This is a genomic window from Brevundimonas sp. LPMIX5, assembly GCF_003576505.1.
GTDB lineage: Bacteria > Pseudomonadota > Alphaproteobacteria > Caulobacterales > Caulobacteraceae > Brevundimonas > Brevundimonas naejangsanensis.
This window is the reverse complement of the sequence record NZ_QWTZ01000004.1, coordinates 227,812-250,217: the sequence shown is the minus strand read 5'-3', so window position 1 is coordinate 250,217 and position 22,406 is coordinate 227,812. Positions and strand designations below refer to the sequence as shown.

The window sequence follows — 22,406 nt, the reverse complement described above, 5'->3', positions numbered from 1 at the left end:
CGCGCCGAGGCGTCACACCTCGGACCAGCGCCGCAGCAGGTTGTGATAGACGCCGGTCAGTTCGATCACGGCCGCATCCTTGGGCCCCTTGTCGAGGTTGACGCGCTGGATCGCCACGTCGAGGCGGAACAGGGTCTCGCGATCGGCGTCGTCGCGGATCAGACTCTGCAGCCACATGAAGCTGGAGACGCGGGCGCCGCGCGTGACGGGCGTCACCCGGTGCAGGCTCTTGGACGGGTAGAGGACCAGATCGCCCGCCGGCAGCTTGATCGACTGGGCGCCGTACATCTCCTCGATGATCAGTTCGCCGCCGTCATAGTCCTCTGGCTCGGACAGGAAGAGGGTGGCCGACAGGTCGCTGCGGATGCGATGGCCCTCGCGCTGGCGGATGGCGTTGTCGACGTGCGTGCCGAACTCGCCGCCGCCCTCATAGCGATTGAACAGCGGCGGAAAGATCGTGTGCGGCAGGGCGGCCGAGACGAACATCGGATTGGCGTTCAGCGCCTGGACCACCAGAGCCGACACCTCGCGCGCCGGGGCGCTGTCCTCGGGCAACTGCTGATTGCGCTTGGCCGTCGCCGACTGATGGCCCGACGTCATGTTGCCGTCGGCCCAGGGACCGGCGTCCAGCGTCTGGCGCAGCGCATGCACCTCGGCCTTGGTGAAGACTTCGGGGATGTGCAGCAGCATGGCTCTCTCACCGTCTGAAAACGCATCGGCCCCGCTGCTGGCGAAAGCGCGGGGCCGACATGATGACGCGAAACGCGGCCTCTTAGTAGCGGACGTTCAGCGTCAGGATGGCCTGACGCGCCGGCGCGACGTCGGCGTGGTGCACGCCGTTGGTGCGGATGATGTATTCCTCATCCCCGGCGTTCTGGACGTTCAGCTGCAGCGAGGCGCGCTCGTTGATGTCGTAGGAGGCGAACAGGTCGAACCGGGTGTATTCGGGCGCATAGACGCGATTGCCGCCACCGCCGGCCCCGCCCTGATTGCCGCCCCAGGATTTGGACACGTAGTAGACGCCGCCGCCCAGGCTCAGTTTCGGCAGGAGGCGATAGGTGGTGAACAGGCTGGCGCTGTGCTCGGGCGTATTGGCCAGGGCGTCGCCCAGATTGATGCTGTTATAGGCGCCGCGCACCAGTTCGGAGTCCATCCAGGTGTAGCCGCCGAACACCTGCCACTTGTCGGTGATGTTGCCCGACACGCCCAGTTCCAGACCCTGCACCCTGGCCTCGCCCGCCTGCTCATAGCGGTCCGGCGCTACTAGAATGGCTGCGTTCTTGCGGGTCAGGTGGAACAGGGCGCCGCTGAGCGCCAGGCGATCGCCGAACAGATTGGCCTTGGCGCCGATCTCGAAGCTCTCGGTTTCCTCAGGGTCGAGAACGGTGGCGACGAAGTTGGCGCTGCCGTTGGTCGTGCCCGTATTCTGATCCCCGGCCGAGATGGTCGGCGGCGTCGAGGCGGTCGAGAAGGAGGCGTAGATGCTGCTGTTCGCCGTCGGCTTGTAGACCAGGCCGACCTGATAGTTGACGAAGTCCCAGTCGCCGCGCGTGGGGGCATAGATCGGCGCCGTCACCGTGCCCGAGGCGTTCAGCCCCTCAACCGAATAGTCGTCCCAACGCAGACCCAGGTTCAGGATCAGTCGGTCGCTCAGGTGGATGGCGTCAAAGGCGTAAACGCCCACGGAATCCGTGTCGGCCCGGCTGACCAGACCGCGCGTCTTCGTGCCCGTCCACGGGTCGTTCGGATTGGGTGCATAGACCTGGGTGCAGTCCAGCCCCGTCAGCGGCGCCGGGCAGGCCGTGCCGGTCAGGGTCGTGACCGTGTAGGAGGCGTTCTGGTTCTTCTCGCGCGACAGCTCGACGCCGACGTCGAAGTCGTGCTTGATCGAACCGGTCAGGAACGAGCCGTGCAGGTCGGTGACGTTGGCCAGGGTCTCGGCCGGATTCCAGCGCGACTTCAGGCCCCGCTTCATCCACCAGACGCCGTCGATCAACTGGGCGTTTCCACCGTCGCCGGGGTTGGTGACGACGTAATCATTCAGCGTCTGCGAGTAGCGGGTGACGTTGCGCAGGGCCAGATTGTCGCTGAACCGGTGCTCGATCTCCAGCGTCAGGCTGTCGACCGTATTGTTCAGATAGTCGCGCGCCTTCAGGCCGTAGAAGCTGTCGTAGGGCACGTCCAGCACGCCCGAGGCGTCCGGACGCGGCGCGGTCGCCCCGCCCAGCTTGGTGTAGAGCGGGACGCCGTAGTCAGGCAGTTGATTGCTGTCGAGGTGATAATAGCTGGCGGTGACGGTCGTCGGCGTGCCCAGACCCACGGCGATCGCGGCGCCGACGCCCCACTTGTCGAAGTCGGCGCCGTTGCGGCCCGGCACGTCGCCTTGCGAGGCCATGAGGTTCAGGCGCATGGCGGCGGTCGGCCCGACCTGCCAGTTGGCGTCCACCGTGCCGCGCAGATAATCGTCCGTACCGGCCCCGGCCGAGCCGTTGACGAAATTGGTCAGGCGCGGCGCCTTGGATGACAGATTGATGCTGCCGCCGCCCGAGCCCCGGCCCGAGTAGACGGAATCGGCGCCCTTGATGACCTCGACCTGCTCCAGGTTGAAGACCTCGCGCTGCTGGCCGCCGGTGTCGCGCACCCCGTCGACGAAGATGTTGTTGCCCGAGGCCTGACCCCGGATGAAGGGCCGGTCGGCCAGCGGCTGGCCGCCCTCGCCCGCGCCGAAGGTGATGCCCGGCGAGGTGCGCAGGATGTCCTGCAGCGAGGTGGCCGCCGTCTGTTCAATGATCTGCTGCGGGATCACGGTCACGGCGCGCGGCGTGTCGACCAGGGGGGCGACGAACTGCGGATCCTTCGGCTCGCGCTTCACGCGATGGCCGTTCACGTCCACCGTGCCCAGGTGGGTGGCGTCCTGGCTGATCACGCCATCGGCGGGCGCGGCTTCGTCGGCGGCCGCCGCCATCGCGGGTGCAGCGCACAGCATGCCGGCGGCGCTGGACGCGAACAGGAGCGCCTTGAGGGCGGCGGAGCGAGTGTCAAAGCGAGCGTCGGGGCGAGCGTCGGACATGGGGGAGGAACCGATCTATGATTGAGACCGGCTCGCATTAGCACCATTTCGGGGTGCGACAATCTGACTCCTGCGACTAAATCGCACTTGCGACTTCAATGTCACACGCAGGTCACGCCTGAGTCTTGGCCACCGCCTTGATCGAGACCGCAGGGTCGGCCAGCAGAACGTCGTCGACCGGCGCCCCTTTGCTGATCAGCAGGCGCCCGCCCATGAAGTCGGCCGGGGCGTTGACCGCCTCCACCGCCACGATGCGCTCTCCCGCCAGATGGAAGACCGAGAAGGCGCCGCTGGCCGGATCGCCGCGCACCAGTTGGCGGTCGGCGTCGAAGGGCACGCCCGCGATCTGCAGCTTGACGTCGTACTGGTCAGACCAGAACCAGGGGACCTCCGGCGCCGGGGCCGCTCGGCCGACGATAGCCGAGGCCGCCTGCTTGGCCTGTTCAAGGGCGTTGGGCACGCTCTCCAACCGGTGCATGACGCCGCCATGGACCGGGATCGGCCGCCGCGTCACGTCGCCGATGGCGTAGATGTGCGAGTCGCGGGTGCGGGCGGTATCGTCCACCACCACGCCATTGTCGCACGTCAGTCCCGCCGTCCGCGCCAGAGCCTCGCAGGCGAAGGCGCCGACGCCGACCAGCACCGCATCCGCCGCGATCAGTTCGCCGTCCGCCAGACGCACGCCCGCATCCTCAAACCCCGCGACCTCGGCGCCGGTCAGAATCTCGACGCCGTGCTTTTTGTGCAGGTCGGTGAAGAAGGCCGACAGGGGCTGAGAGGCCACGCGCGCCAGCACCCGGTCCATACGCTCGATCACCACCGCCTCGGCGCCCAAGGCGCGGGCCGAGGCCGCCGCCTCGAGCCCGACATAGCCGCCGCCGACCACCGCCAGCCGCTTGCCCGGAGCCAGAACCGCCTTCAGCCGTTCGGCGTCCTCAAGGGTGCGAAGCTCCAGCAGGTCTGGCCGGTCGGCGCCGGGAAGGCTCAGCTTACGGGCCGTCGAGCCGGTGGCCAGGATCAGCGTGTCATAAGCCTCGACCGTGCCGTCGGCGAAGGTCACGGCCTTGGCGCCCGCGTCGATGGCGGTCGCCGTGACGCCGGTGCGCAGGGCGATATTCTGCTCGGCGTAGAAGCTCTCGGGGCGCAGCAGCAGGTCTTCCAGCCCCGCCTCGCCCTTCAGCCAGGCCTTGGACAGGGGCGGTCGCTGATAGGGCGGCGCCGTCTCCTGCCCCGCCAGGACGATCTCGCCCTCGAACCCATACTGCCTCAGCAGCGCCGCCGCCGAGCCCCCCGCGTGTCCCGCGCCAATGATCAGAACCTTGCTCATGGCGGACAGATAGAGCGGCGAGGCTCGACTAGCGAGTGGTCGTCAACTTTTTCCTCCCCATGGAATGGGGAGGAAAAAGAGGTGACGTCAACTCGGCGGGTTGACCGTTCCATTGTTACAGCATAATGGACCGCGCCATGAGCACCGACGCCGCCAAGACCGCCCTGCTGGACGCCCTGCTCTCGCTGAAAACGCGGGAGGAGGCGGACGCGTTTCTGGCCGATCTGTGCACCCCGGCCGAGCTGCGCGCCATGGCCGAGCGGTGGCAGGTGGCGCGGATGCTGGACGTCGGGGACAAGACCTATCGCGAGATCGCCGCCGAGGCGCCCGCCAGCCCGACCACCGTGGTGCGCGTCGCGCGCTCCCTGAAAGACATGCCGCACCAGGGCTATCGGCTGGTGCTGGACAGACTGAAAGCCTGAGTTGACATCATGAGCACGGTTCAGGGGCGGCTGCGCATCGCCGTCCAGAAATCCGGCCGTCTGGCCGAACGCAGCCTTGATCTGGTCCGCGATGCGGGCCTGCGCGTGGTGAAGGGCAACAACGACCTGCTGTATCGGATCGAGAACTATCCGATCGACCTGCTGCGGGTGCGCGACGACGACATTCCGACCTTCGTGGCGGACGGGGTCTGTGATCTGGGCATCGTCGGCGAGAATGTGCTGGAAGAGGTGAAGAACGGCGGGCCGAACGCGCAGGTCGTCATGCCGCTGGGCTTCGGCCGCTGCACGCTAAAGATCGCGACGCCGCCGGGGCTGGACTACGCCGGGCCGACGTCGCTGCAAGGCCTGCGGATCGCCACCTCCTATCCGAAAATCCTGCGGCGCTTTCTGGATGAGGCGGGCGTCGACGCCGACATCGTCACCATGCGCGGCGCCGTCGAGGTGGCCCCGCGGCTGAAGCTGGCCGCCGCCATCTGCGATCTGGTCTCGACCGGGGCCACGCTGGATGCCAACGGCCTGAGCGCGCGCGAGACGGTGCTGGACAGTCAGGCGGTGCTGATTAAGGCGCCGACCGCGCCCGAAGCGGGTCTGCAGCACCTGCTGGACTCCATCGTCGAGCGGATGGCGGGCGTGGTGTCGTCGCAGGGGGCCAAATACGTGATGCTGAACGCGCCGCGCGCGGCGCTGGACCGGATCACCGCCCTGTTGCCCGGCGCAGGGTCGCCAACCGTCATGCCCCTGTCGGGCCGCGACGACGCCGTGGCCGTCCACGCCGTGTGTCAGGAGGCGGTCTTCTGGGAGACGCTGGAGAAACTGAAGGCCGAAGGGGCGTCGGCCATACTGGTCCTGCCCATCGAGAAGATGATGTGATGAAGCGTATCGACTGGAACCAACTGGACGCCGCCGGGCGCAAAGCCGCTTTGGCCCGCCCGCAGCGTCGCACCGAGGGCTTCGTCTCCAGCGTGGTGCGCGAAATCTTCGACGACGTGCAGGCGCGCGGCGGCGAGGCCGTGAGCGACTGGGCGACCCGTCTGGACGGCGCCCCGCCGCGCCGCATCGAAATCACCGAGGCCGCTGCGACCAAGGCACGTCGCGACCTGCCGCCCGCCGCCGCCCGCGCCCTGCGCGTCGCCGCCGACAATGTGCGCGTCTTCCATCAGGCGACGAAACCCGAGGACACGCCCTTCATCGAGACGACGCCCGGCGTGAGGTCGAAGCTGGTCTGGCGGCCCATCGGCTCGGCGGGGCTTTATGCGCCGGGCGGGACGGCGCCGCTGTTTTCATCGCTGCTGATGCTGGCCATACCGGCGGGCGTGGCCGGGGTCGGACGGCGCGTCGCCGTGACGCCGCCGTCGAAGGACGGCTCGGTCCACCCCGCCATGATCGCCGCCGCCGCCGAGGCGGGGCTGGATGAGTTGTGGCTGCTGGGCGGGGCGCAGGCCATCGCCGCCCTGACCTTCGGCGTCGAACTGGAAGACGGCGTCATCGCGCCGGTCGACAAGCTGTTCGGCCCTGGCAACGCCTATGTGGCCGAGGCCAAGCGATACGCCTCCGCCCTGCCCGGCGGTCCGGCGCAGGACCTGCCGGCAGGGCCGTCCGAGCTGCTGGTCATCGCCGACCGCGACGCTGATTTTGAGATCGTCGCGGCGGATCTGTTGAGCCAGGCCGAACATGACGCGGACGCGCAGGTCATCCTCGTCTCCGACAGCGGCACGGCCCTGAGCGAGATCATCGCCGAGGTCGAGCGTCAGGTGGAGCGCCTGCCCCGCGCCGCCATCGCCCGCGCGTCTCTGGCCGAGGCCTGCGCCATCCGCGTGCGCGACATGACCGAGGCGTGCGAGGTGGCGAACCTCTATGGCCCCGAACACCTGTCGATCCAGACGCAGGAAGCCGAGAAGTTGGTCGAGCGGATCAGCGCGGCAGGCGCCGTCTTCGTCGGGCGCTGGGCGGCGGAAACGCTGGGCGACTATGCGGCGGGGCCGAGCCACGTCCTGCCGACCGACGGCGCGGCGCGGACGCTGGGCGGCGTGACCACCGCCAGCTTCATGACCACCATGTCGGTCCAGACCGTCAGCGAACAGGGCGCCGCCGCCCTGGCCCCCGTCGCCGCCGCACTGGCTCGGCTGGAGGGGCTGGAAGCCCACGCCAGAGCCGCCGATCTGAGGAGCGCGGGATGACACAGAGTTTCTTCCTTCTCCCCTTGAGGGAGAAGGTGGGTGCCGGAGGCGCTCGGATGAGGGGTGTGCTGGCTTCGCCCTCGCCCGTCTCGCCTTTGGACACCGCCCCCTCATCCGTCTCGCTACGCGAGCCACCTTCTCCCCCGAGGGGAGAAGGGCAGTATGGCGCGGGAGAAGGATCATGACGCTTCCCGCCCCCTATCCTCCGCTGGTTTCCGGCGGCGATGGTCTGGATCGCTATCCGGTCGAGCCTGCCGCGCTGGCGGCCCGCATGGCCGCCCTCTATGGCGTCGGCGCCGATCAGGTGCTGCCGACGCGCGGGCTGACGCACGGGCTGGAACTGGTCTGGCGCCTCGCCGCGCGCGACGGGCTGAAGGTGCAGGCGCCCGACGCCGAGCCCTATACGCAACTGGCCGCCCTCTACGCCCGACCGGCTGAAGGCTCCGACACCGCCGCCGTGATTATCCGCGCCCTCGGCTCGCCCGAGGCCGTGGCCGAGATGGCCGAGCGCGTTGCCCCCGCCCTGCTGGTCGTGGACGAAGGACTGCTCGAATTCGCCGACGCGCCGTCCGCTGCGGCGGTGGTGAAGGATCACGCCAATCTGGTCGTGCTGCGCAGCCTGTCGCTGGCCTATGGGCTGGCCGGCGCGCGGGTCGGGGCGGCGGTCGGGCAGGCGCAGACGCTGGCCCGTCTGGCCGGCGTGCTGGAGCCCTACGCCCTGCCCGAAGTCTCGGTGCGGCTGGCCATGCAGGCGCTGGACCCGTCGCGGTTGATCGAGACAGCGGCGCGCATCGACGCCGTGCGCCGCGAGCGCGTCCGTGTCGTCGAGGCCCTCTCGCGCATCATGGCGCTGGAGGCCGGGGTCGGGCCGGTGATCATCGCCAAGCCCTCCGACCCGGCGGGCGTGGTTGAGGCCCTGCGGCGCTATGGGCTGGTCGCTGATCCGGCCGGCGAACGCGTGCGCCTGCCTGTCTCGCTGAAGCCCGAAATCAACGACCGCCTGCTGACCGCCCTGGGCGCCGCCAGCCCCGGCGTCCGCCGCAGCCGCGTCGGTCAGGCCATCCGCGACACGAAAGAGACGCGCATCGTCTGCGCCGTCGATCTGGACAGCGCAGGGCCGGTGCAGATCGAAACCGGCGTCGGCTTCTTCGACCACATGATCGAACAGGTGGCGGCGCACGGCGGCTTCTCGATCCGCCTTTCGTGCGAGGGCGACCTGCACATCGACCCCCACCACACGATCGAGGACTGCGCCATTGCTCTGGGTCAGGCGCTGAAACAGGCGCTGGGCGAGCGGCGCGGCATCGGCCGCTACGGCTTCGTCCTGCCGATGGACGAGGCGGAGGCGTCGGTCTCCATCGACCTGTCGGGGCGGCCCTATCCGGTGTTCGAGGGGACGTTCGCCACGCCGATGTTGGGCGATTACCGCACGGATCTGACGGCGCACGTCGTGCGGTCGCTGGCCGAGAATCTGGGCGCGGCGGTCCACGTCCGCGTCACCGGCGACGACGACCACCACAAGACCGAGGCCGTGTTCAAGGCGCTGGGCCGCGCCCTGCGTCAGGCGATCCGGGTCGAGGGCGATGTGGTGCCCAGCACCAAGGGCGTGCTGTGAACGTCACCCTGATCGGTTACGGCTCGGGCAATGTCGCCTCGGTGCGGTTCGCGCTGGAGCGGCTGGGCGCGCGGGTGCGGATCACCGACGACCCGACCGATGTGGCCGAGGCCGAGCGGATTATCCTGCCCGGCGTCGGCGCGGCCGGTTACGCCATGCAGCGGCTGAAGGCGCTGGGTCTGGTCGAGCCGCTGCGGCGCTTCGCGCGCCCCCTGCTGGGCGTCTGTCTGGGCCAGCAACTATTGTTTGAGACGAGTGCGGAAGACGAGGATGCCGAGAACGGGGACGCCGACCTGCTGGGTCTGATCCCCGGCCGGGTCGAGGCCATCCTGCCCGCCCCGTCGTGCCCCTCGCCGCACATGGGCTGGAGCCGCCTGACGATCCGGCGCGACAATCCGCTACTGGACGGCGTCCAGTCCGGCGACTGGGCCTATTTCGTCCACGGCTTTGTCTGCCCGGACGGCCCGGCGACCCTCGCCGCCGCCGATTACGGCATCGCTGTCCCCGCCGTAGTCAACAGCGCCAACCGCTGGGGTTGCCAGTTCCACCCGGAACGTTCGGCGGCCGCCGGAGCGCGTATTCTGAAGAACTTCCTGGAGTTGCCCGCGTGATCGTCTATCCCGCCATCGACCTGAAGGACGGCGTCTGCGTACGGCTGATGCACGGGCGGTTCGATCAGGTGACCCGTTATGACGAGTCTCCGCCCGCACGTCTGGCCGCCTTTGCGGCAGAGGGCGCCCAATGGGTCCACGTGGTCGATCTGGATGGCGCCGAGGCCGGACGCGCCATGCAGCACGGCCTGATCGGAGAACTGGCGGCCAGCGTCACGGTGAAGATTCAGTCAGGCGGCGGCGTGCGCTCCGAAGCCGATGTCGAGCGTCTGCTGGCGGCGGGCGTCAGCCGCGTCGTGGTCGGATCGCTGGCCGTGACGAAATCGGACGAGGTGCTGGCCTGGCTGGATCGTTTCGGGTCCGAGCGCATCACCCTGGCGCTGGACGTGAAATATGAGGACGGGGTTCCCGTTCCGGCGCTGAAGGGCTGGACCCTCTCGGCAGGCGTTGATCTGTGGAGCGTGCTGGACCGCTATCCGTCCGACCTGCTGACCCATGTGCTGATGACCGATGTGGGTCGTGACGGCGCCCTGACCGGGCCGAACCTCGACCTGCTGGGCGAGGCGCGGGCGCGGCGGCCCGAGCTGAAGATCCAGGCCTCGGGCGGGGTGGCGACGCTGGACGACCTGACCGCCGCGAAGGCCATCGGCTGCGACGGCGCCATCGTCGGGCGGGCCATCTATGAAGGCCGCTTCAGCGTGGCCGAGGCGCTGAAGGCCGTCGCCCAATGACTGCGAGACGCATCATCCCCTGCCTCGACGTCAAGGACGGCCGGGTGGTCAAGGGCGTGCGGTTCGAGGGCCATGTCGACATGGGCGACGCCGCCGAACTGGCCGCGCGCTATCGCGATCAAGGCGCCGACGAATTGGTCTTCTACGACATCACCGCCAGCCCTGAAGGACGCACGCTGGACTACGGCTGGGTGCAGGACATCGCCCGGCTGCTGGACATTCCCTTCTGCGTGGCGGGCGGCATCCGCACCGTGGAACAGGCGGCGCGCTGTCTCGACCACGGCGCCGACAAGGTGTCGATCAACTCGCCCGCGCTGGAGCGGCCCGAACTGATCGGCGAGATGGCTGCGCGGCTGGGGCGCCAGTGCGTCGTCGTCGGCGTCGACAGCGCCTTTCAGGACGGCGAATGGCGGGTGCATCAGTATACCGGCGATCCCAATGCGCGGCGCGGCGCCGGGCGGCTGACGATGGAGTGGATCGTCGAGGCGCAGGGGCTGGGCGCGGGCGAGATCGTGCTGAACTGCATCGATCAGGACGGGGTGCGCAAAGGGTATGACGTGGGCCAGCTGGCCGAGGCGCGCAGGCGGCTGACCATTCCGCTGGTGGCGTCCGGCGGGGCGGGGGCGGTGGAGCATTTCCGCGAGGTGTTCTTGCAGGCGGACGTGTCGGGCGCGCTGGCGGCCAGCGTGTTTCACTCGGGCGCGATCGCTGTGCCGGAGTTGAAGCGTTATCTGGATCAGCAGGGCGTGGAGATGAGGATATGACGGCCATCGACCTCTCCAAAATCGACTTCGCAAAAGGGAACGGCCTGATCCCGGCCGTGGTGCAGGACGCCGACACCCTTCAGGTGCTGACGCTGGCCTATATGGACGAAGCGGCGCTGCGCGAGACGCTGGACAGCGGACAGGCCACATTCTTCTCGCGCTCGCGCGGCGGGCGGTGGAGGAAGGGCGAGACGTCAGGGGACTTTCTCAACGTCGTCTCGGTGACGCCTGACTGCGACGGCGACGCCGTGGTGGTGAAGGTACGGCCGGTCGGAGACGCCTGCCACCTGAACCGCATCAGCTGCTTCAGCGAGGAGGACGCTCCCGGCTTGGGCCGTATCGGGCGGCTGGAGCGCACCATCCATGTCCGCGCCCAGGCCGATCCCAACGACAGCTGGACCGCCCGTCTGATCGCGCAAGGCCCCAAGCGCGCGGCGCAAAAGGTCGGCGAAGAGGGCGTCGAGACGGCTCTGGCCGGGGCGGCGGGAGATAATGCGGAACTCGCCAGCGAGGCGGCGGATTTGATCTATCACCTGCTGGTGCTTCTGCACGCCCGTGACATGGTATTCCAGGACGTCCTAGACGTTCTGACCCGGCGGGCGGAACCGGCTGAAGATCAAGGCTGACAGCCCGCGGTGCGGGTCGGCCTCAAGCGAAGGAGACCTGAATGGCGGCGCTGATACTGTTCGGAGGCGGGGGCGACCTCGCCCTGCGGATGCTGCTGCCGTCGCTGTATTTCCTCGATCACGACGGCCTTCTGCCGGACGGGCTGAGGATCATCGCCGCCGCGCGCACCGAAGAGACGACCGAGGCCTATCTGGAAAAGGTGCGCGCGGCGGTGCAGCCCCGCGCGGAAGCCGACAACGCCTGGAGCGAAGACAGCTGGCGGCGATTGACTGGGCGGCTGGAATACATGGCCGTAGACGCCACCGACGCCGAGAGTCTGAAGCCATTGAAGGCCCGCGCTGGCGAGGGCGCGATCACAGCCTTTCTGGCGGTGTCGCCGTCGCTGTACGGTCGCATCGTCACGGCGATGAAGGCGGCCGGTCTGGCCGGGCCTGACGACCGCATCGTGCTGGAAAAGCCGGTCGGGCGCGACCTGGAAAGCTTCCGCGAAATCGACGACGCCGTGGCCGACGCCTTTGACGAGCGGCAGGTGTTCCGCATCGATCACTACCTGGGCAAGGAGACGGTCCAGAACCTGATCGCCCTGCGTTTCGGCAACGCCATCTTCGAGCCGCTGTGGAACAGCCTGACCATCGACCATGTGCAGATCACGGTCGGAGAGACGGTCGGCGTCGGCGATCGCTGGCCCTATTACGACGAATACGGCGCCCTGCGGGACATGGTGCAGAACCATATGCTGCAGCTGTTGTGTCTGGTGGCGATGGAGCCGCCCAGCGATCTGGACCCCGACTCGGTGCGCAATGAGAAGGTGAAGGTGCTGCGCTCGCTTCGCCCCATCATGGCCGAGGACGCCGAGCGCGTGACCGTGCGCGGCCAGTATACGGCCGGAGAAGTCGAGGGGCGCCCGGTCGAAAGCTATGAGGCCGAGCGCGGCCAGCCGTCGGACACGGAGACCTTCGTCGCCCTGCGCGCCGACATCGACAACTGGCGCTGGGCAGGCGTTCCCTTCTTCATGCGGACCGGCAAGCGGCTGGCCGAAAAGCGCACCGAGATCGTCATCCAGTTCAAGCCGGTGCCCCACTCCATCTTCGGTCACGGCGAGCGCGGGGCCATTTACGACAACCGGCTGGTGATCGAGCTTCAGCCGGATGAGGACATCTCTCTGTCGGTGATGAACAAGAAGCCGGGGCTGGAGCAGCGGATGCAGCTTCAGCCGATCCAGATGAGCCTGTCATGGGGGCAGCCAAAAAGCACGAACGGCAAGGACGGTGCGGCTCCGCGTCGCCGCATCGCCTATGAGCGGCTGCTGCTGGACGCCATGCACGGCGACTCCACCCTGTTTGTGCGGCGAGACGAGGCCGAGCAGGCCTGGAAATGGGTGGATGAGGTGGCGGACGCCTGGTCGTGCCGGGAATGTCGGCCGCTGGACTATGAAGCAGGAAGCTGGGGGCCGGAGGCGGCGGACGTGCTGCTGTCGCGCACGGGCAGGAAGTGGAACGTGAGATGACCGGCATCAGCGTTCTTCCTTCTCCCCTCGGGGGAGAAGGTGGCCTGCGAAGCAGGACGGATGAGGGGGCTGTGTCCGCCCGCTCGACCTTTGAGGTTGCGTCTGCATTCGGCGTCCCCCTCATCCGAGCCGCGCTGCGGCCCACCTTCTCCCCCGAGGGGAGAAGGAGCGTGTCGACATGATCCAGAACTTTCCCACCCGCGAGGCATGGGCCGAGGCCGCCGCGGATCGGCTGGCCGCGGCGCTGGCGGAGGCGCTGGCCGCCGACGGGCGCGCCCTGTTCGCCGGATCGGGCGGATCGACGCCCTCGCCCATCTATGCGCAACTGGCTAAGGCCGATCTCGACTGGGCCAGGGTCGCGGCGACGCTGGCGGACGAGCGCTATGTGCCCGAGGCCTCGCCGGACTCGAACGCGGCCCTGTTGAAGCGCACCCTGCTGACCGGCCCGGCCGCCGTCGCGCGGTTCATTCCCCTCTACAGTCCCGCCGTGACGGTGGATCGGGCGGCCGCCCTCGCCTCTCAGGCTCTGGCCGCCGAGGGGAGAGCCCTGGACGCCGTTCTGCTGGGCATGGGCGAGGACGGGCATATCTGTTCGATGTTTCCCGGCAGTCCGACGCTGACCACCCTGCTGACGCCGGGACTGAAACCCGCCATCTATGGCGTGCCTGCCGGGCGCGACGGCGCGGCGCCGCCGCAGGAGCGGTTGACGCTCAACCTGCCGTGGCTGACGGGGGCTCGATGCGTGGCGCTGGCCCTGGCGGGCGCGAACAAGCGCGCCGTGTTCGAGCGTGAGGCGGCGGGCGATCCGGCCGTCAGCCCTGTCGCCGCCCTGATCGCGGCGAGGGCCCCTCTTGAAGTAATCTGGACGGAGGCCGGGTGATGGCGCTCAATCCTGTGGTGGCCGAGGTCACCGACCGCATCGTCGTACGCAGCCGACAGACCCGCGCCGACTATCTGCGCCGCATGGACGCGGGCTCCGCCTCGGGACCGGGCCGGGCCAAGCTGTCCTGCGCCAACTGGGCCCACGCCTTCGCCGGGCAGACCGTCGCCGATAAACTGACGGCCATGACCGGCGCCCAGCCGAACCTCGGCATCGTCACCGCCTATAACGACATGCTGTCGGCGCACCATCCGTTCGAGCGCTTCCCCGAGATCATCCGACAGGCGGCGCGCGAGGCGGGCGCCACGGCCCAGGTGGCGGGCGGCACCCCGGCCATGTGCGACGGCGTCACCCAGGGCCGCCCCGGCATGGAGCTGAGCCTGTTCAGCCGCGACGTCATCGCCATGTCGACGGGGGTGGCCCTGACCCACGACGCCTTCGACGCCGCCCTGATGCTGGGCGTGTGCGACAAGATCGTGCCGGGGCTTTTCATGGGCGCGCTGGCGTTCGGGCACCTGCCCGTCGTCTTCGCCCCGGCCGGGCCGATGCCCTCAGGGCTTCCCAACGCCGAGAAGGCCCGGGTGCGCGCTGAATATGCGCAGGGGCTGATCGATCGCGCCGAACTGCTGAAGAGCGAGATCGCCTCCTATCATTCGCCCGGCACCTGCACCTTCTACGGCACGGCCAATTCCAACCAGATGATGATGGAGATCGCCGGACTGCATATGCCGTCCACCGCCTTCGTGCATCCGGACACCGGCCTGCGCGACGCCCTGACGGCGGCGGCGGCCCAGCGGGCGATCGAGCTGGCGCGCGAAGGGCGCGGGCGGATGGCCGACGTCGTATCGGAGAAGACCATCGTCAACATGATCGTGGCCCTGCTGGCCACCGGCGGATCGACCAACCACGCCATCCATCTGGTCGCCATGGCGCGGGCGGCTGGCGTGCTGATCGACTGGACCGACATGGATCAGCTGTCCTCGGTCACGCCGCTGCTGGCGCGGGTCTATCCGAACGGGTCGGCCGATGTGAACGCCTTTCAGGCAGCGGGCGGGGTCGCCTTCGTCACCCGCGAACTGGTCGAGGCGGGCAATCTGCACCCCGATGTGACGACCATCATGGGCCAGGGGCTGGAAGCTTATTTCAAGGAGCCTCGGCTGGAGGACGGCGAACTGGTCTGGCGCGACACGGTGAAGGAGAGTCTGGACCTGACCATCCTGCGCCCCGCCTCGGACCCGTTCGACCGCGAGGGGGGCCTTCGGCTGGTGCAGGGCGATCTGGGCCGGGCGGTGATCAAGATCTCGGCGGTCAAACCGCAGAACCGCATCGTCGAGGCTCCCGCCGCCGTGTTCGAGACGCAGGAGGACGCGCTGCAGGCCTTCAAGGACGGGAAACTGAACCGCGATGTCGTGGTGGTGCTGCGCTTTCAGGGGCCGCGCGCCAATGGGATGCCGGAACTGCACAGCCTGTCGCCGGCGCTGGGCGTGCTGCAGGACAAGGGCTTCAGGGTCGCCTTCGTCACCGACGGCCGGATGTCGGGCGCCAGCGGCAAGACGCCCGCCGCCATCCACGTCAGCCCCGAGGCGCTGGCGGGCGGGCCGCTGGCCCATGTGCGCGACGGCGACGTGATCCGGCTGGACCCCGAGGCCGGGGTGCTGACTACGGTGGGCGTCGGAGACCTGAGCGCGCGTCCAGCGGCGGTGCGGTCGCGCACACACGCCGAAGGCTCGTCCTGGGGTTATGGGCGCGAGCTGTTCGGCGCCTTCCGCCAGGCGGTGTCCACGGCCGAGGACGGCGCCAGCGTCTGTTTCACCGCCCCCATCGGCGCCGACGGCCACGACGACGGCCCGCCCGATCCGAACCTGGTCGATCGCGCGGTGGACGCATGACGCAGGAGCGCATGACGCAGGAAAACATGACTCCAGTCCCGCTTCTGGTCGGCGACGTCGGCGGCACCAACGCCCGCTTCGCCCTGGCCCGCACCGTCGAGGGCCGCACGGTGCTGGAGCATTTCGACAGCTTTCCCGCCCGCACCTATCCGACCTTTCTGGAGGGCGTGGCCGCCTATCTGGACGGATGCCCCGTTCGGCCTGCCGGGGGAGTGATCGCTGTGGCCGGGCCGGTCACGAACGGCGCCATCGACATGACCAACTCGCCCTGGCGCGTGTCGGAGCAGGAGCTGCAGACGCTGGGCCTCGATCCCGTGCGGCTGATCAACGACTTCGAGGCCCAGGCCTGGGGTGCGCCGGTCGTGCCGCCGGATCAGCTGGCGTCGCTCGGCGGGCCTGACGAGGGCGATCCACACGCCGCCATCGCCGTGGTCGGGCCCGGCACGGGCTTCGGCGTATCGGCCCTGGCGCGCGACGCCCAGGGGCGCGAGACCGCGCTGGCCAGCGAAGGCGGGCACGCCTGCTTCGCCCCCGGCGACACAGTGGAGGACGAGGTGCTGCGCATCCTGCGACGCCGCTATGAACGGGTCTCGATCGAGCGGCTGATCTGCGGTCCCGGTCTGCTGAACCTGCATCGCGCCCTGGCCGAGATTGACGGCCGCGAGACCCATATCGACGACCCCGCCCAGATCACGGCCCAAGCGCTGGACGATCCGAACAGTGCATGCGGCGCCACCCTGGCCCGGTTCTGCGCCATGCTGGGCGCCGTGGCGGGCGACATCGCCCTGACCACCGGGGCGCGCGGCGGGGTCTATATCGCCGGGGGCATCGTCCCGCGCATCCTGCCCTTCATTAAGGCCAGCCCCTTCCGGCGCCGGTTCGAGCGCAAGGGGCGGTTCGAGGGCTATATGGCCGCCATACCGACGAAGGTGATCCTGCACGAACACGCCGCCCTGCTGGGGGCTGCGCGCGCAGGGTCGGCGCTGTCCGGCAAAATGATCACGGCCGCGTGAACCGAATTTGAAATACGGCGTTAATGGGGTTCATGAGTTCAGGAGATAGCAATTCCATGAAGAAGATCGCCCTCACCGCCGCCGCCCTGTTCGCCGTCGCCGGTCTCGTTGCCTGCAACCAAACCCCGGCTGAGCAAGCTGCGGACAGCCGCGCGGATGCGGTCGAAGCTCAAGGCGACGCCGCCGCCGACCAACTGAACGCCCAGGCCGACGCCACCGTCGCCCAGGCACAGGCTCAGGCCGACGCCGTCAAGGCCGAGGCCGAACAGCAAGCCGACGCCATGAAGGCTCAAGCCGACAACGCCCAGCAGGCGGCCGGCGAGCGCGCCGACGCCATCAAGGACGCCGCCAAGCCCAACTAAGGTCGGCGATACCCTTATAGAAAAGGCCCCCGCCGCGCCTGCGACGGGGGCCTTTTTGATGGCCTATTCGACCTTGCCCTTCTCGAAGCCGGTCCAGCAGTCGTCGTAGTCCAGCTGCATCAACGGCGTCTGTTCGGCCCATTGCGTCGTGCGGATCGGCATCCGCGTCTCGAACATGAAGGCCAGGGTGTTCTCGATCCTGTGCGGCTTGAGGTCCGCCTTCGTCGCGCCGTCCCAGCTGGCCTGATCAGGGCCGTGGCCGCTCATGCGGTTGTGCAGCGAGGCGCCGCCCGGCGCGAACCCGCCCGCCTTGGCGTCGTATTCGCCGAAGATCAGCCCCATGAACTCGCTCATGACGTTGCGGTGGAACCACGGCGGACGGAAGGTGTCCTCGGCCACCATCCAGCGCGGCGGGAAGATGACGAAGTCGCAGTTGGCCGTGCCGGGCGTGTCGCTGGGCGAGGTCAGGACGGTGAAGATCGACGGATCCGGGTGGTCGAAGCTGACCGTGCCGATGGTGTTGAACCGCGCCGTGTCATAGCGGCAGGGGGCGTAGTTGCCGTGCCACGCCACAACATCCAGCGGGCTGTGGTCGAAGGTGGTGGCCCACAGCTGGCCGCCGTATTTCTGAACGCACTGCGTCGGACGATCCACGTCCTCGAACCAGGCGACGGGCGTCTCAAAATCGCGCGGATTGGCCAGACCGTTCGAGCCGATGGGGCCGAGGTCCGGCAGGCGGAAGGGCGCGCCGTAGTTCTCGCAGACATAGCCGCGCGCTTCACCGTCCACCTCGACGCGGAAGCGGACGCCGCGCGGGATGACGAGGATGTGGCCCGGCGCCGCCTCGATCACCCCCATCTCGGTGACGAAACGCTGCGCCCCCTGCTGCGGCACGATCAGCAGTTCGCCGTCGGCGGAATAGAAGACGCGGTCGACCATCGAGCGGTTGGCGACATAGAGGTGGACGCCCACCCCCGTGCCGGAATCGGCGCAACCGTTGCCGCCATAGGTGGTCAGCCCCTCGACCCAGTCGGTCGGCTGGTCCGGCATGGGCAGCGGGTCCCAGCGCATCCGGTTGGGATTGGGCGGCGTCTCGGTGAAGGGGCCGGACCGCACCCGGCCCTGCTCAAACGGTTGATACGGCCCGTGCTGGGCCGAGGGCCGCAGGCGATACAGCCAGCTGCGCAGATTGTGGTCGCGCGGGGCGGTGAAGGCCGTGCCCGACAGCTGTTCGGCATAGAGGCCCAGCGCCGGGCGCTGCGGCGAGTTGCGGCCGACCGGCAGGGCGCCGTCCACCGCCTCGGTGGCGAAGTGGTTGGCGAAGCCGCTCTGATAGGCGGGCGCGTTGGATCGCGTCATATCGTTTCTCCCTTGGCGAGAGATGTAAGCGATCCGCATCGCAGCGTCACCCCGAGGGGGATGACTTTGCCCTGGATCAAACCCGCCCAGGCATCATCCGTGTGCGAACAGGGATGAAGACGGGCGGGCTCGGCCGTCAGTCCTCGTCCATCTTGAGCGCGGCGATGAAGGCTTCCTGCGGGATCTCCACCTTGCCGAACTGGCGCATGCGCTTCTTGCCGGCCTTCTGCTTCTCCAGCAGCTTCTTCTTGCGGGTGGCGTCGCCGCCGTAGCATTTGGACGTCACGTCCTTGCGCAGGGCGCGGACGGTCTCGCGGGCGATGATCTTGCCGCCGATGGCCGCCTGGATCGGGATGGTGAACATGTGCGGAGGGATCAGCTCCTTCATCTTCTCGACCATGCCGCGGCCGCGCGTCTCGGCGCGGGCGCGGTGGACCAGCATCGACAGGGCGTCCACCGGCTCGGCGTTGACCAGGATCGACATCTTCACCAGGTCGCCGACCTTGTAATCGGTGATCTCATAGTCGAACGAGGCGTAGCCCTTCGAGATCGACTTCAGCCGGTCGTAGAAGTCGAACACCACCTCGTTCAGCGGCAGCTCATAGACCACCAGGGCGCGGGCGCCGACGTAGGACAGTTCGATCTGGCTGCCGCGACGGTCCTGGCACAACTTGATCACCCCGCCGAGGTATTCGTCGGGGGTCAGGATGGTGGCCTTGATCCACGGCTCGCTGATCGTCTCGATCTGCATGACGTCCGGCAGGTCGGCCGGATTGTGCAGGTCCATCTCGGTCCCGTCGCGCAGGCCGATCTTGTAGACGACCGAAGGCGCCGTCGCGATCAGGTCGAGGTTGAACTCGCGGCTCAGGCGCTCCTGAATGATCTCCAGGTGCAGCAGTCCCAGGAAACCGCAACGGAAGCCGAAGCCAAGGGCGGCTGAGGATTCCATCTCATAGGTGAAGCTGGCGTCGTTCAGGCGCAGCTTGCCGATGGCGGCGCGCAGGTCCTCGAAATCGGCGGCGTCGACCGGGAACAGGCCGCAGAAGACCACTGACTGGACTTCCTTGAAGCCCTTCAGCGGTTCGGCCGTGGGCTTCTTCTCGTCGGTGATGGTGTCGCCGACGGCGGCGTGGGCGACTTCCTTGATCTGGGCGGTGATGAAGCCGACCTCGCCGGGGCCAAGCTGCTCGACCGGGGTGTTCTTGGGCAGGAAGACGCCGACGCGGTCGACCAGATGGGTCGAGCCGGTCTGCATCATCTTGACGCGCATCCCCGCCTTCAGCACGCCGTCGAAGACGCGCACCAGCAGCACCACGCCCAGATAAGGGTCGTACCAGGCGTCGACCAGCATGGCCTTCAGCGGGGCGTTGATGTCGCCCTTGGGCGCAGGCAGGCGCGCGACGATGCCTTCCAGCACATTCTCGATGCCCAGACCCGACTTGGCCGAGCATTCGATGGCGTCCGAGGCGTCCAGACCGATGACGTCCTCGATCTGGGCCTTGACCCGCTCCGGCTCGGCGGCGGGCAGGTCGATCTTGTTCAGGACCGGGACGATCTCGTGGTTGTTGTCGATGGCCTGATAGACGTTGGCCAGCGTCTGCGCCTCGACGCCCTGCGAGGCGTCCACCACCAGGATCGAGCCTTCACAGGCGGCCAGCGAGCGCGACACCTCATAGGCGAAGTCGACGTGGCCCGGCGTGTCCATCAGGTTCAGGACGTAGTCGAGCCCGTCCTTGGCCTTGTAGTTCAGGCGCACGGTCTGCGCCTTGATGGTGATGCCGCGCTCCTTCTCGATGTCCATGTTGTCGAGCACCTGCTCGGACATTTCGCGCGCGGTCAGGCCGCCCGTGAACTGGATCAGGCGGTCGGACAGGGTCGACTTGCCGTGGTCGATGTGGGCGACCACCGAGAAGTTGCGGATGCGTTCGATAGGGGGCGTCGTCATGGTCCGGCGCGCGTAGCACGGCGCGCGGCTTTGCGCCACGACGCTGACGCGCAAGGAGGCGAAGATCAGACCTCAGGGACGACCGGCGTCCTTCATCGCCGCTCAGGGGCGACGGAAAAACGCCGCCCGTCCCTGCATGAGGAACGGGCGGCGTCTCAGCCTTGGCGGGCGCTTGTTTAGCGCGCGCGGATGAAGGAGCGGATGTCGCTGGACAGCTTCTTCAGGTCGTCTTCACGCACGTACATCATGTGGCCGGCGTGGTAGTAGTGCCACTCGATGCGGCCGTCGGTCGGGAAGCCTGGACGGTTCAGCGAATATTCGGCGCCGAAGAAGGGGGTGGCGAAGTCGTAGTACCCCTGCCCCACCCAGACGCGCAGGCCGCTGTTCTCACGCAGGGCGCGACCGATATAGGGGGCCACATTCAGATACTCAGCCCCGCCGCGCCCGGCGGAAGGAAGGTTCCAGTCCCAGCCGCGCGTGCCGCCGATCGAGGAATAGACCACGTCGGGCGAATACTTCAGGCCTTCGCGCGCCCAGGCGTTCATGGCGGCGGTATAGGCGCCGTCGATGCCATAGAAGCTGGGGTCGTTGTCCGGCCGGTCGCCGGCATTGTCATAGTCGACGCCGGTGTAGCGGGTGTCCAGACGGCCGATGGTCAGGCCGCGATCGCGCAGCAGCTCCTTGTAGAAACGGCTGGGCGACAGGCGCAGGTTGGCGTTGCTCAGATAGGTCTGGGACACGCCGGTATAGCGCGACAACTGCGGCAGAATGGCCGCCCGCTCTTCCGCCGTCAGATCATTGCCCTTCAGCAGGGCGGTGGCGTAGGGGCCGATGGCCCAGGCGCGGGCCTCGGCGACGAACTCTTCCACCGTGGCAGGCTTGTTCGGCACCTTGTCGTGATACCAGGCCGTCGCCGCCATCGACGGCAGATTGGTGACGAAGCCCAATTCGTTGCCCTGCGCATCGGCCGCCAGGCTGAAGTCCAGGATCGACGAGATCAGCAGGATGCCGTTGATCGAAACGTCAGTATAGCTGCCTTCCAGCTCATGGATCACCGCCGCCGAACGCGTGGTGCCATAGCTTTCGCCGCCGATGAATTTCGGCGCATTCCAGCGGCCATGCTCGTTCAGCCACAGGCGGATGAACTCGGCGATCGACTTGGCGTCCTTCGTCACGCCCCAGTAGTCGGCCGGGTCGGTCTTGCCCAGGGCGCGGCTGAAGCCGGTGCCGATCGGGTCGATGAAGACGATGTCGGTGACGTCCAGAAGGGAATCGACGTTGTCGATGATCGGGAACGGCGCGGCGCCGTCATCCTTGGCGTCGGAGGGCACGACCACGCGCTTGGGTCCGAAGGCGCCCATGTGCAGCCACAGCGAGCCCGAGCCAGGACCGCCGTTCCACAGGAAGGTCACGGGACGGTTCGGATCGGTCGGGCCTTCCTTGATGTAGCTGTAGGAGACCATAGCCGCGAGCGGCTTGCCGTCCTTGTCCTTCAGATAGGTCTCGCCGGCGATGGCGCGGTAGGCGATGCGCTGCCCGCCGAAGACGCCGGTGTGGCGGGTCTCGGACATCACGGGCGGCGGAATGGCCGCCTCGCCACGTTCACGCGCCGCATCCGAACGCGCCCCGGCCGGCGCCGCGTCCTGAGCCATGACCGGCCCGGCCAGAGCGAGCGCCGACACCGCGGCGACAAGCAGTTTCTTCATCATCAACCCCCAATAAGCGTCACGGCTCCCCTCGAGAGCCAGGCGCGCAAACAAGCGTCGCCAATGGGGGATTGGGCGGCAAGCTACGCCGAATGTAAACCAAGGGCGCGCGCAGAAATCCCGGACAGATCGATGACGCCACGACCATTTGCCGAAGAAAACGCGACCCCGGACAGCAAGAGGCTCGAAGCTGGCGAACAGCTCGTCACACACCGACAGAGGCAAACCCGGCGCACAGTGAAACCGCCCTCGCGCCACGCATCCCAGATAACTGCTTGAAAAGAATGGTGGACGCGACAGGGATTGAACCTGTGACCCCTACGATGTCAACGTAGTGCTCTCCCGCTGAGCTACGCGTCCGCCTGTTCTGCGGCCCCTCG

19 protein-coding genes and 1 tRNA gene are annotated in these 22,406 nt (G+C 68.2%); 13 read left to right on the top strand and 7 right to left on the bottom strand.

Annotated features, from left to right (window positions below; genetic code table 11):
• Positions 1-12 precede the first annotated feature (12 nt).
• From D1604_RS06305 to D1604_RS06295, 3 genes are all read right to left on the bottom strand, one after another.
• A complete protein-coding gene (locus tag D1604_RS06305; protein ID WP_119412662.1) occupies positions 13-690 on the bottom strand; it encodes a Fe2+-dependent dioxygenase in 678 nt (225 codons plus the stop codon).
• Between the two features lie 82 nt (positions 691-772).
• A complete protein-coding gene (locus D1604_RS06300) occupies positions 773-3,070 on the bottom strand; it encodes a TonB-dependent receptor (RefSeq protein ID WP_119412661.1) in 2,298 nt (765 codons plus the stop codon).
• A gap of 112 nt (positions 3,071-3,182) precedes the next feature.
• Positions 3,183-4,397, bottom strand: a complete 1,215-nt coding sequence (locus D1604_RS06295; protein ID WP_119412660.1) for an NAD(P)/FAD-dependent oxidoreductase — start codon at positions 4,395-4,397, stop codon at positions 3,183-3,185.
• 125 nt (positions 4,398-4,522) lie between these two features.
• Here D1604_RS06295 and D1604_RS06290 point away from each other — a divergent pair, with 125 nt between their 5' ends.
• From D1604_RS06290 to D1604_RS06230, 13 genes are all read left to right on the top strand, one after another.
• Positions 4,523-4,819 carry a YerC/YecD family TrpR-related protein gene (locus D1604_RS06290; protein WP_119412659.1) on the top strand — a complete coding sequence of 99 codons (297 nt, stop codon included), beginning with the start codon at positions 4,523-4,525 and terminating at the stop codon, positions 4,817-4,819.
• A 9-nt stretch (positions 4,820-4,828) separates the two neighbouring features.
• Complete coding sequence (gene hisG / locus D1604_RS06285) at positions 4,829-5,710, top strand: ATP phosphoribosyltransferase (RefSeq protein WP_119412658.1); 882 nt, start codon at positions 4,829-4,831, stop codon at positions 5,708-5,710.
• Positions 5,710-7,017: a histidinol dehydrogenase gene (gene hisD, locus D1604_RS06280; protein ID WP_119412657.1), complete on the top strand. Its 1,308-nt coding sequence runs from the start codon at positions 5,710-5,712 to the stop codon at positions 7,015-7,017. Before hisG ends, hisD begins: the two co-directional genes overlap by 1 nt.
• 181 nt (positions 7,018-7,198) lie before the next feature.
• Positions 7,199-8,632: an imidazoleglycerol-phosphate dehydratase HisB gene (hisB, locus tag D1604_RS06275; protein ID WP_119412656.1), complete on the top strand. Its 1,434-nt coding sequence runs from the start codon at positions 7,199-7,201 to the stop codon at positions 8,630-8,632.
• Entirely contained in the window at positions 8,629-9,243 is a 615-nt protein-coding gene (gene hisH / locus D1604_RS06270) for an imidazole glycerol phosphate synthase subunit HisH (protein WP_119412655.1), read from the top strand. Before hisB ends, hisH begins: the two co-directional genes overlap by 4 nt.
• Positions 9,240-9,974: a 1-(5-phosphoribosyl)-5-[(5-phosphoribosylamino)methylideneamino]imidazole-4-carboxamide isomerase gene (gene hisA / locus D1604_RS06265; RefSeq protein WP_119412654.1), complete on the top strand. Its 735-nt coding sequence runs from the start codon at positions 9,240-9,242 to the stop codon at positions 9,972-9,974. The genes hisH and hisA overlap by 4 nt, the downstream gene beginning before the upstream one ends.
• On the top strand, positions 9,971-10,738 hold the full coding sequence (gene hisF, locus D1604_RS06260; RefSeq protein WP_119412653.1) for an imidazole glycerol phosphate synthase subunit HisF: 768 nt from the start codon (positions 9,971-9,973) through the stop codon (positions 10,736-10,738). Before hisA ends, hisF begins: the two co-directional genes overlap by 4 nt.
• Positions 10,735-11,364 (top strand): bifunctional phosphoribosyl-AMP cyclohydrolase/phosphoribosyl-ATP diphosphatase HisIE, encoded by a 630-nt coding sequence (hisIE, locus tag D1604_RS06255; protein WP_119412652.1) that lies wholly within the window; start codon positions 10,735-10,737, stop codon positions 11,362-11,364. The genes hisF and hisIE overlap by 4 nt, the downstream gene beginning before the upstream one ends.
• Positions 11,365-11,405: 41 nt before the next feature.
• Complete coding sequence (gene zwf / locus D1604_RS06250; protein ID WP_119412651.1) at positions 11,406-12,872, top strand: glucose-6-phosphate dehydrogenase; 1,467 nt, start codon at positions 11,406-11,408, stop codon at positions 12,870-12,872.
• Between the two features lie 178 nt (positions 12,873-13,050).
• Entirely contained in the window at positions 13,051-13,752 is a 702-nt protein-coding gene (pgl, locus tag D1604_RS06245) for a 6-phosphogluconolactonase (RefSeq protein WP_119412650.1), read from the top strand.
• Positions 13,752-15,641, top strand: coding sequence for a phosphogluconate dehydratase (edd, locus tag D1604_RS06240; protein WP_119412649.1), 1,890 nt, complete (start codon positions 13,752-13,754; stop codon positions 15,639-15,641). Before pgl ends, edd begins: the two co-directional genes overlap by 1 nt.
• Positions 15,642-15,652: 11 nt before the next feature.
• Entirely contained in the window at positions 15,653-16,654 is a 1,002-nt protein-coding gene (gene glk, locus D1604_RS06235; protein WP_119412769.1) for a glucokinase, read from the top strand.
• A gap of 56 nt (positions 16,655-16,710) precedes the next feature.
• Positions 16,711-17,016, top strand: coding sequence for a hypothetical protein (locus D1604_RS06230; RefSeq protein WP_024353756.1), 306 nt, complete (start codon positions 16,711-16,713; stop codon positions 17,014-17,016).
• Positions 17,017-17,079: 63 nt separating this feature from the next.
• Here D1604_RS06230 and hmgA read toward each other — a convergent pair whose 3' ends face one another.
• The 4 genes from hmgA to D1604_RS06210 form a co-directional block, all read right to left on the bottom strand.
• Complete coding sequence (hmgA, locus tag D1604_RS06225) at positions 17,080-18,375, bottom strand: homogentisate 1,2-dioxygenase (RefSeq protein ID WP_119412648.1); 1,296 nt, start codon at positions 18,373-18,375, stop codon at positions 17,080-17,082.
• Between the two features lie 136 nt (positions 18,376-18,511).
• Positions 18,512-20,320 (bottom strand): translation elongation factor 4, encoded by a 1,809-nt coding sequence (gene lepA / locus D1604_RS06220; protein WP_119412768.1) that lies wholly within the window; start codon positions 20,318-20,320, stop codon positions 18,512-18,514.
• A 176-nt stretch (positions 20,321-20,496) separates the two neighbouring features.
• Complete coding sequence (locus D1604_RS06215) at positions 20,497-22,026, bottom strand: S10 family peptidase (RefSeq protein ID WP_024353759.1); 1,530 nt, start codon at positions 22,024-22,026, stop codon at positions 20,497-20,499.
• Positions 22,027-22,311: 285 nt separating this feature from the next.
• Positions 22,312-22,386: transfer RNA gene (locus tag D1604_RS06210), tRNA-Val, on the bottom strand.
• Positions 22,387-22,406: the final 20 nt, after the last annotated feature.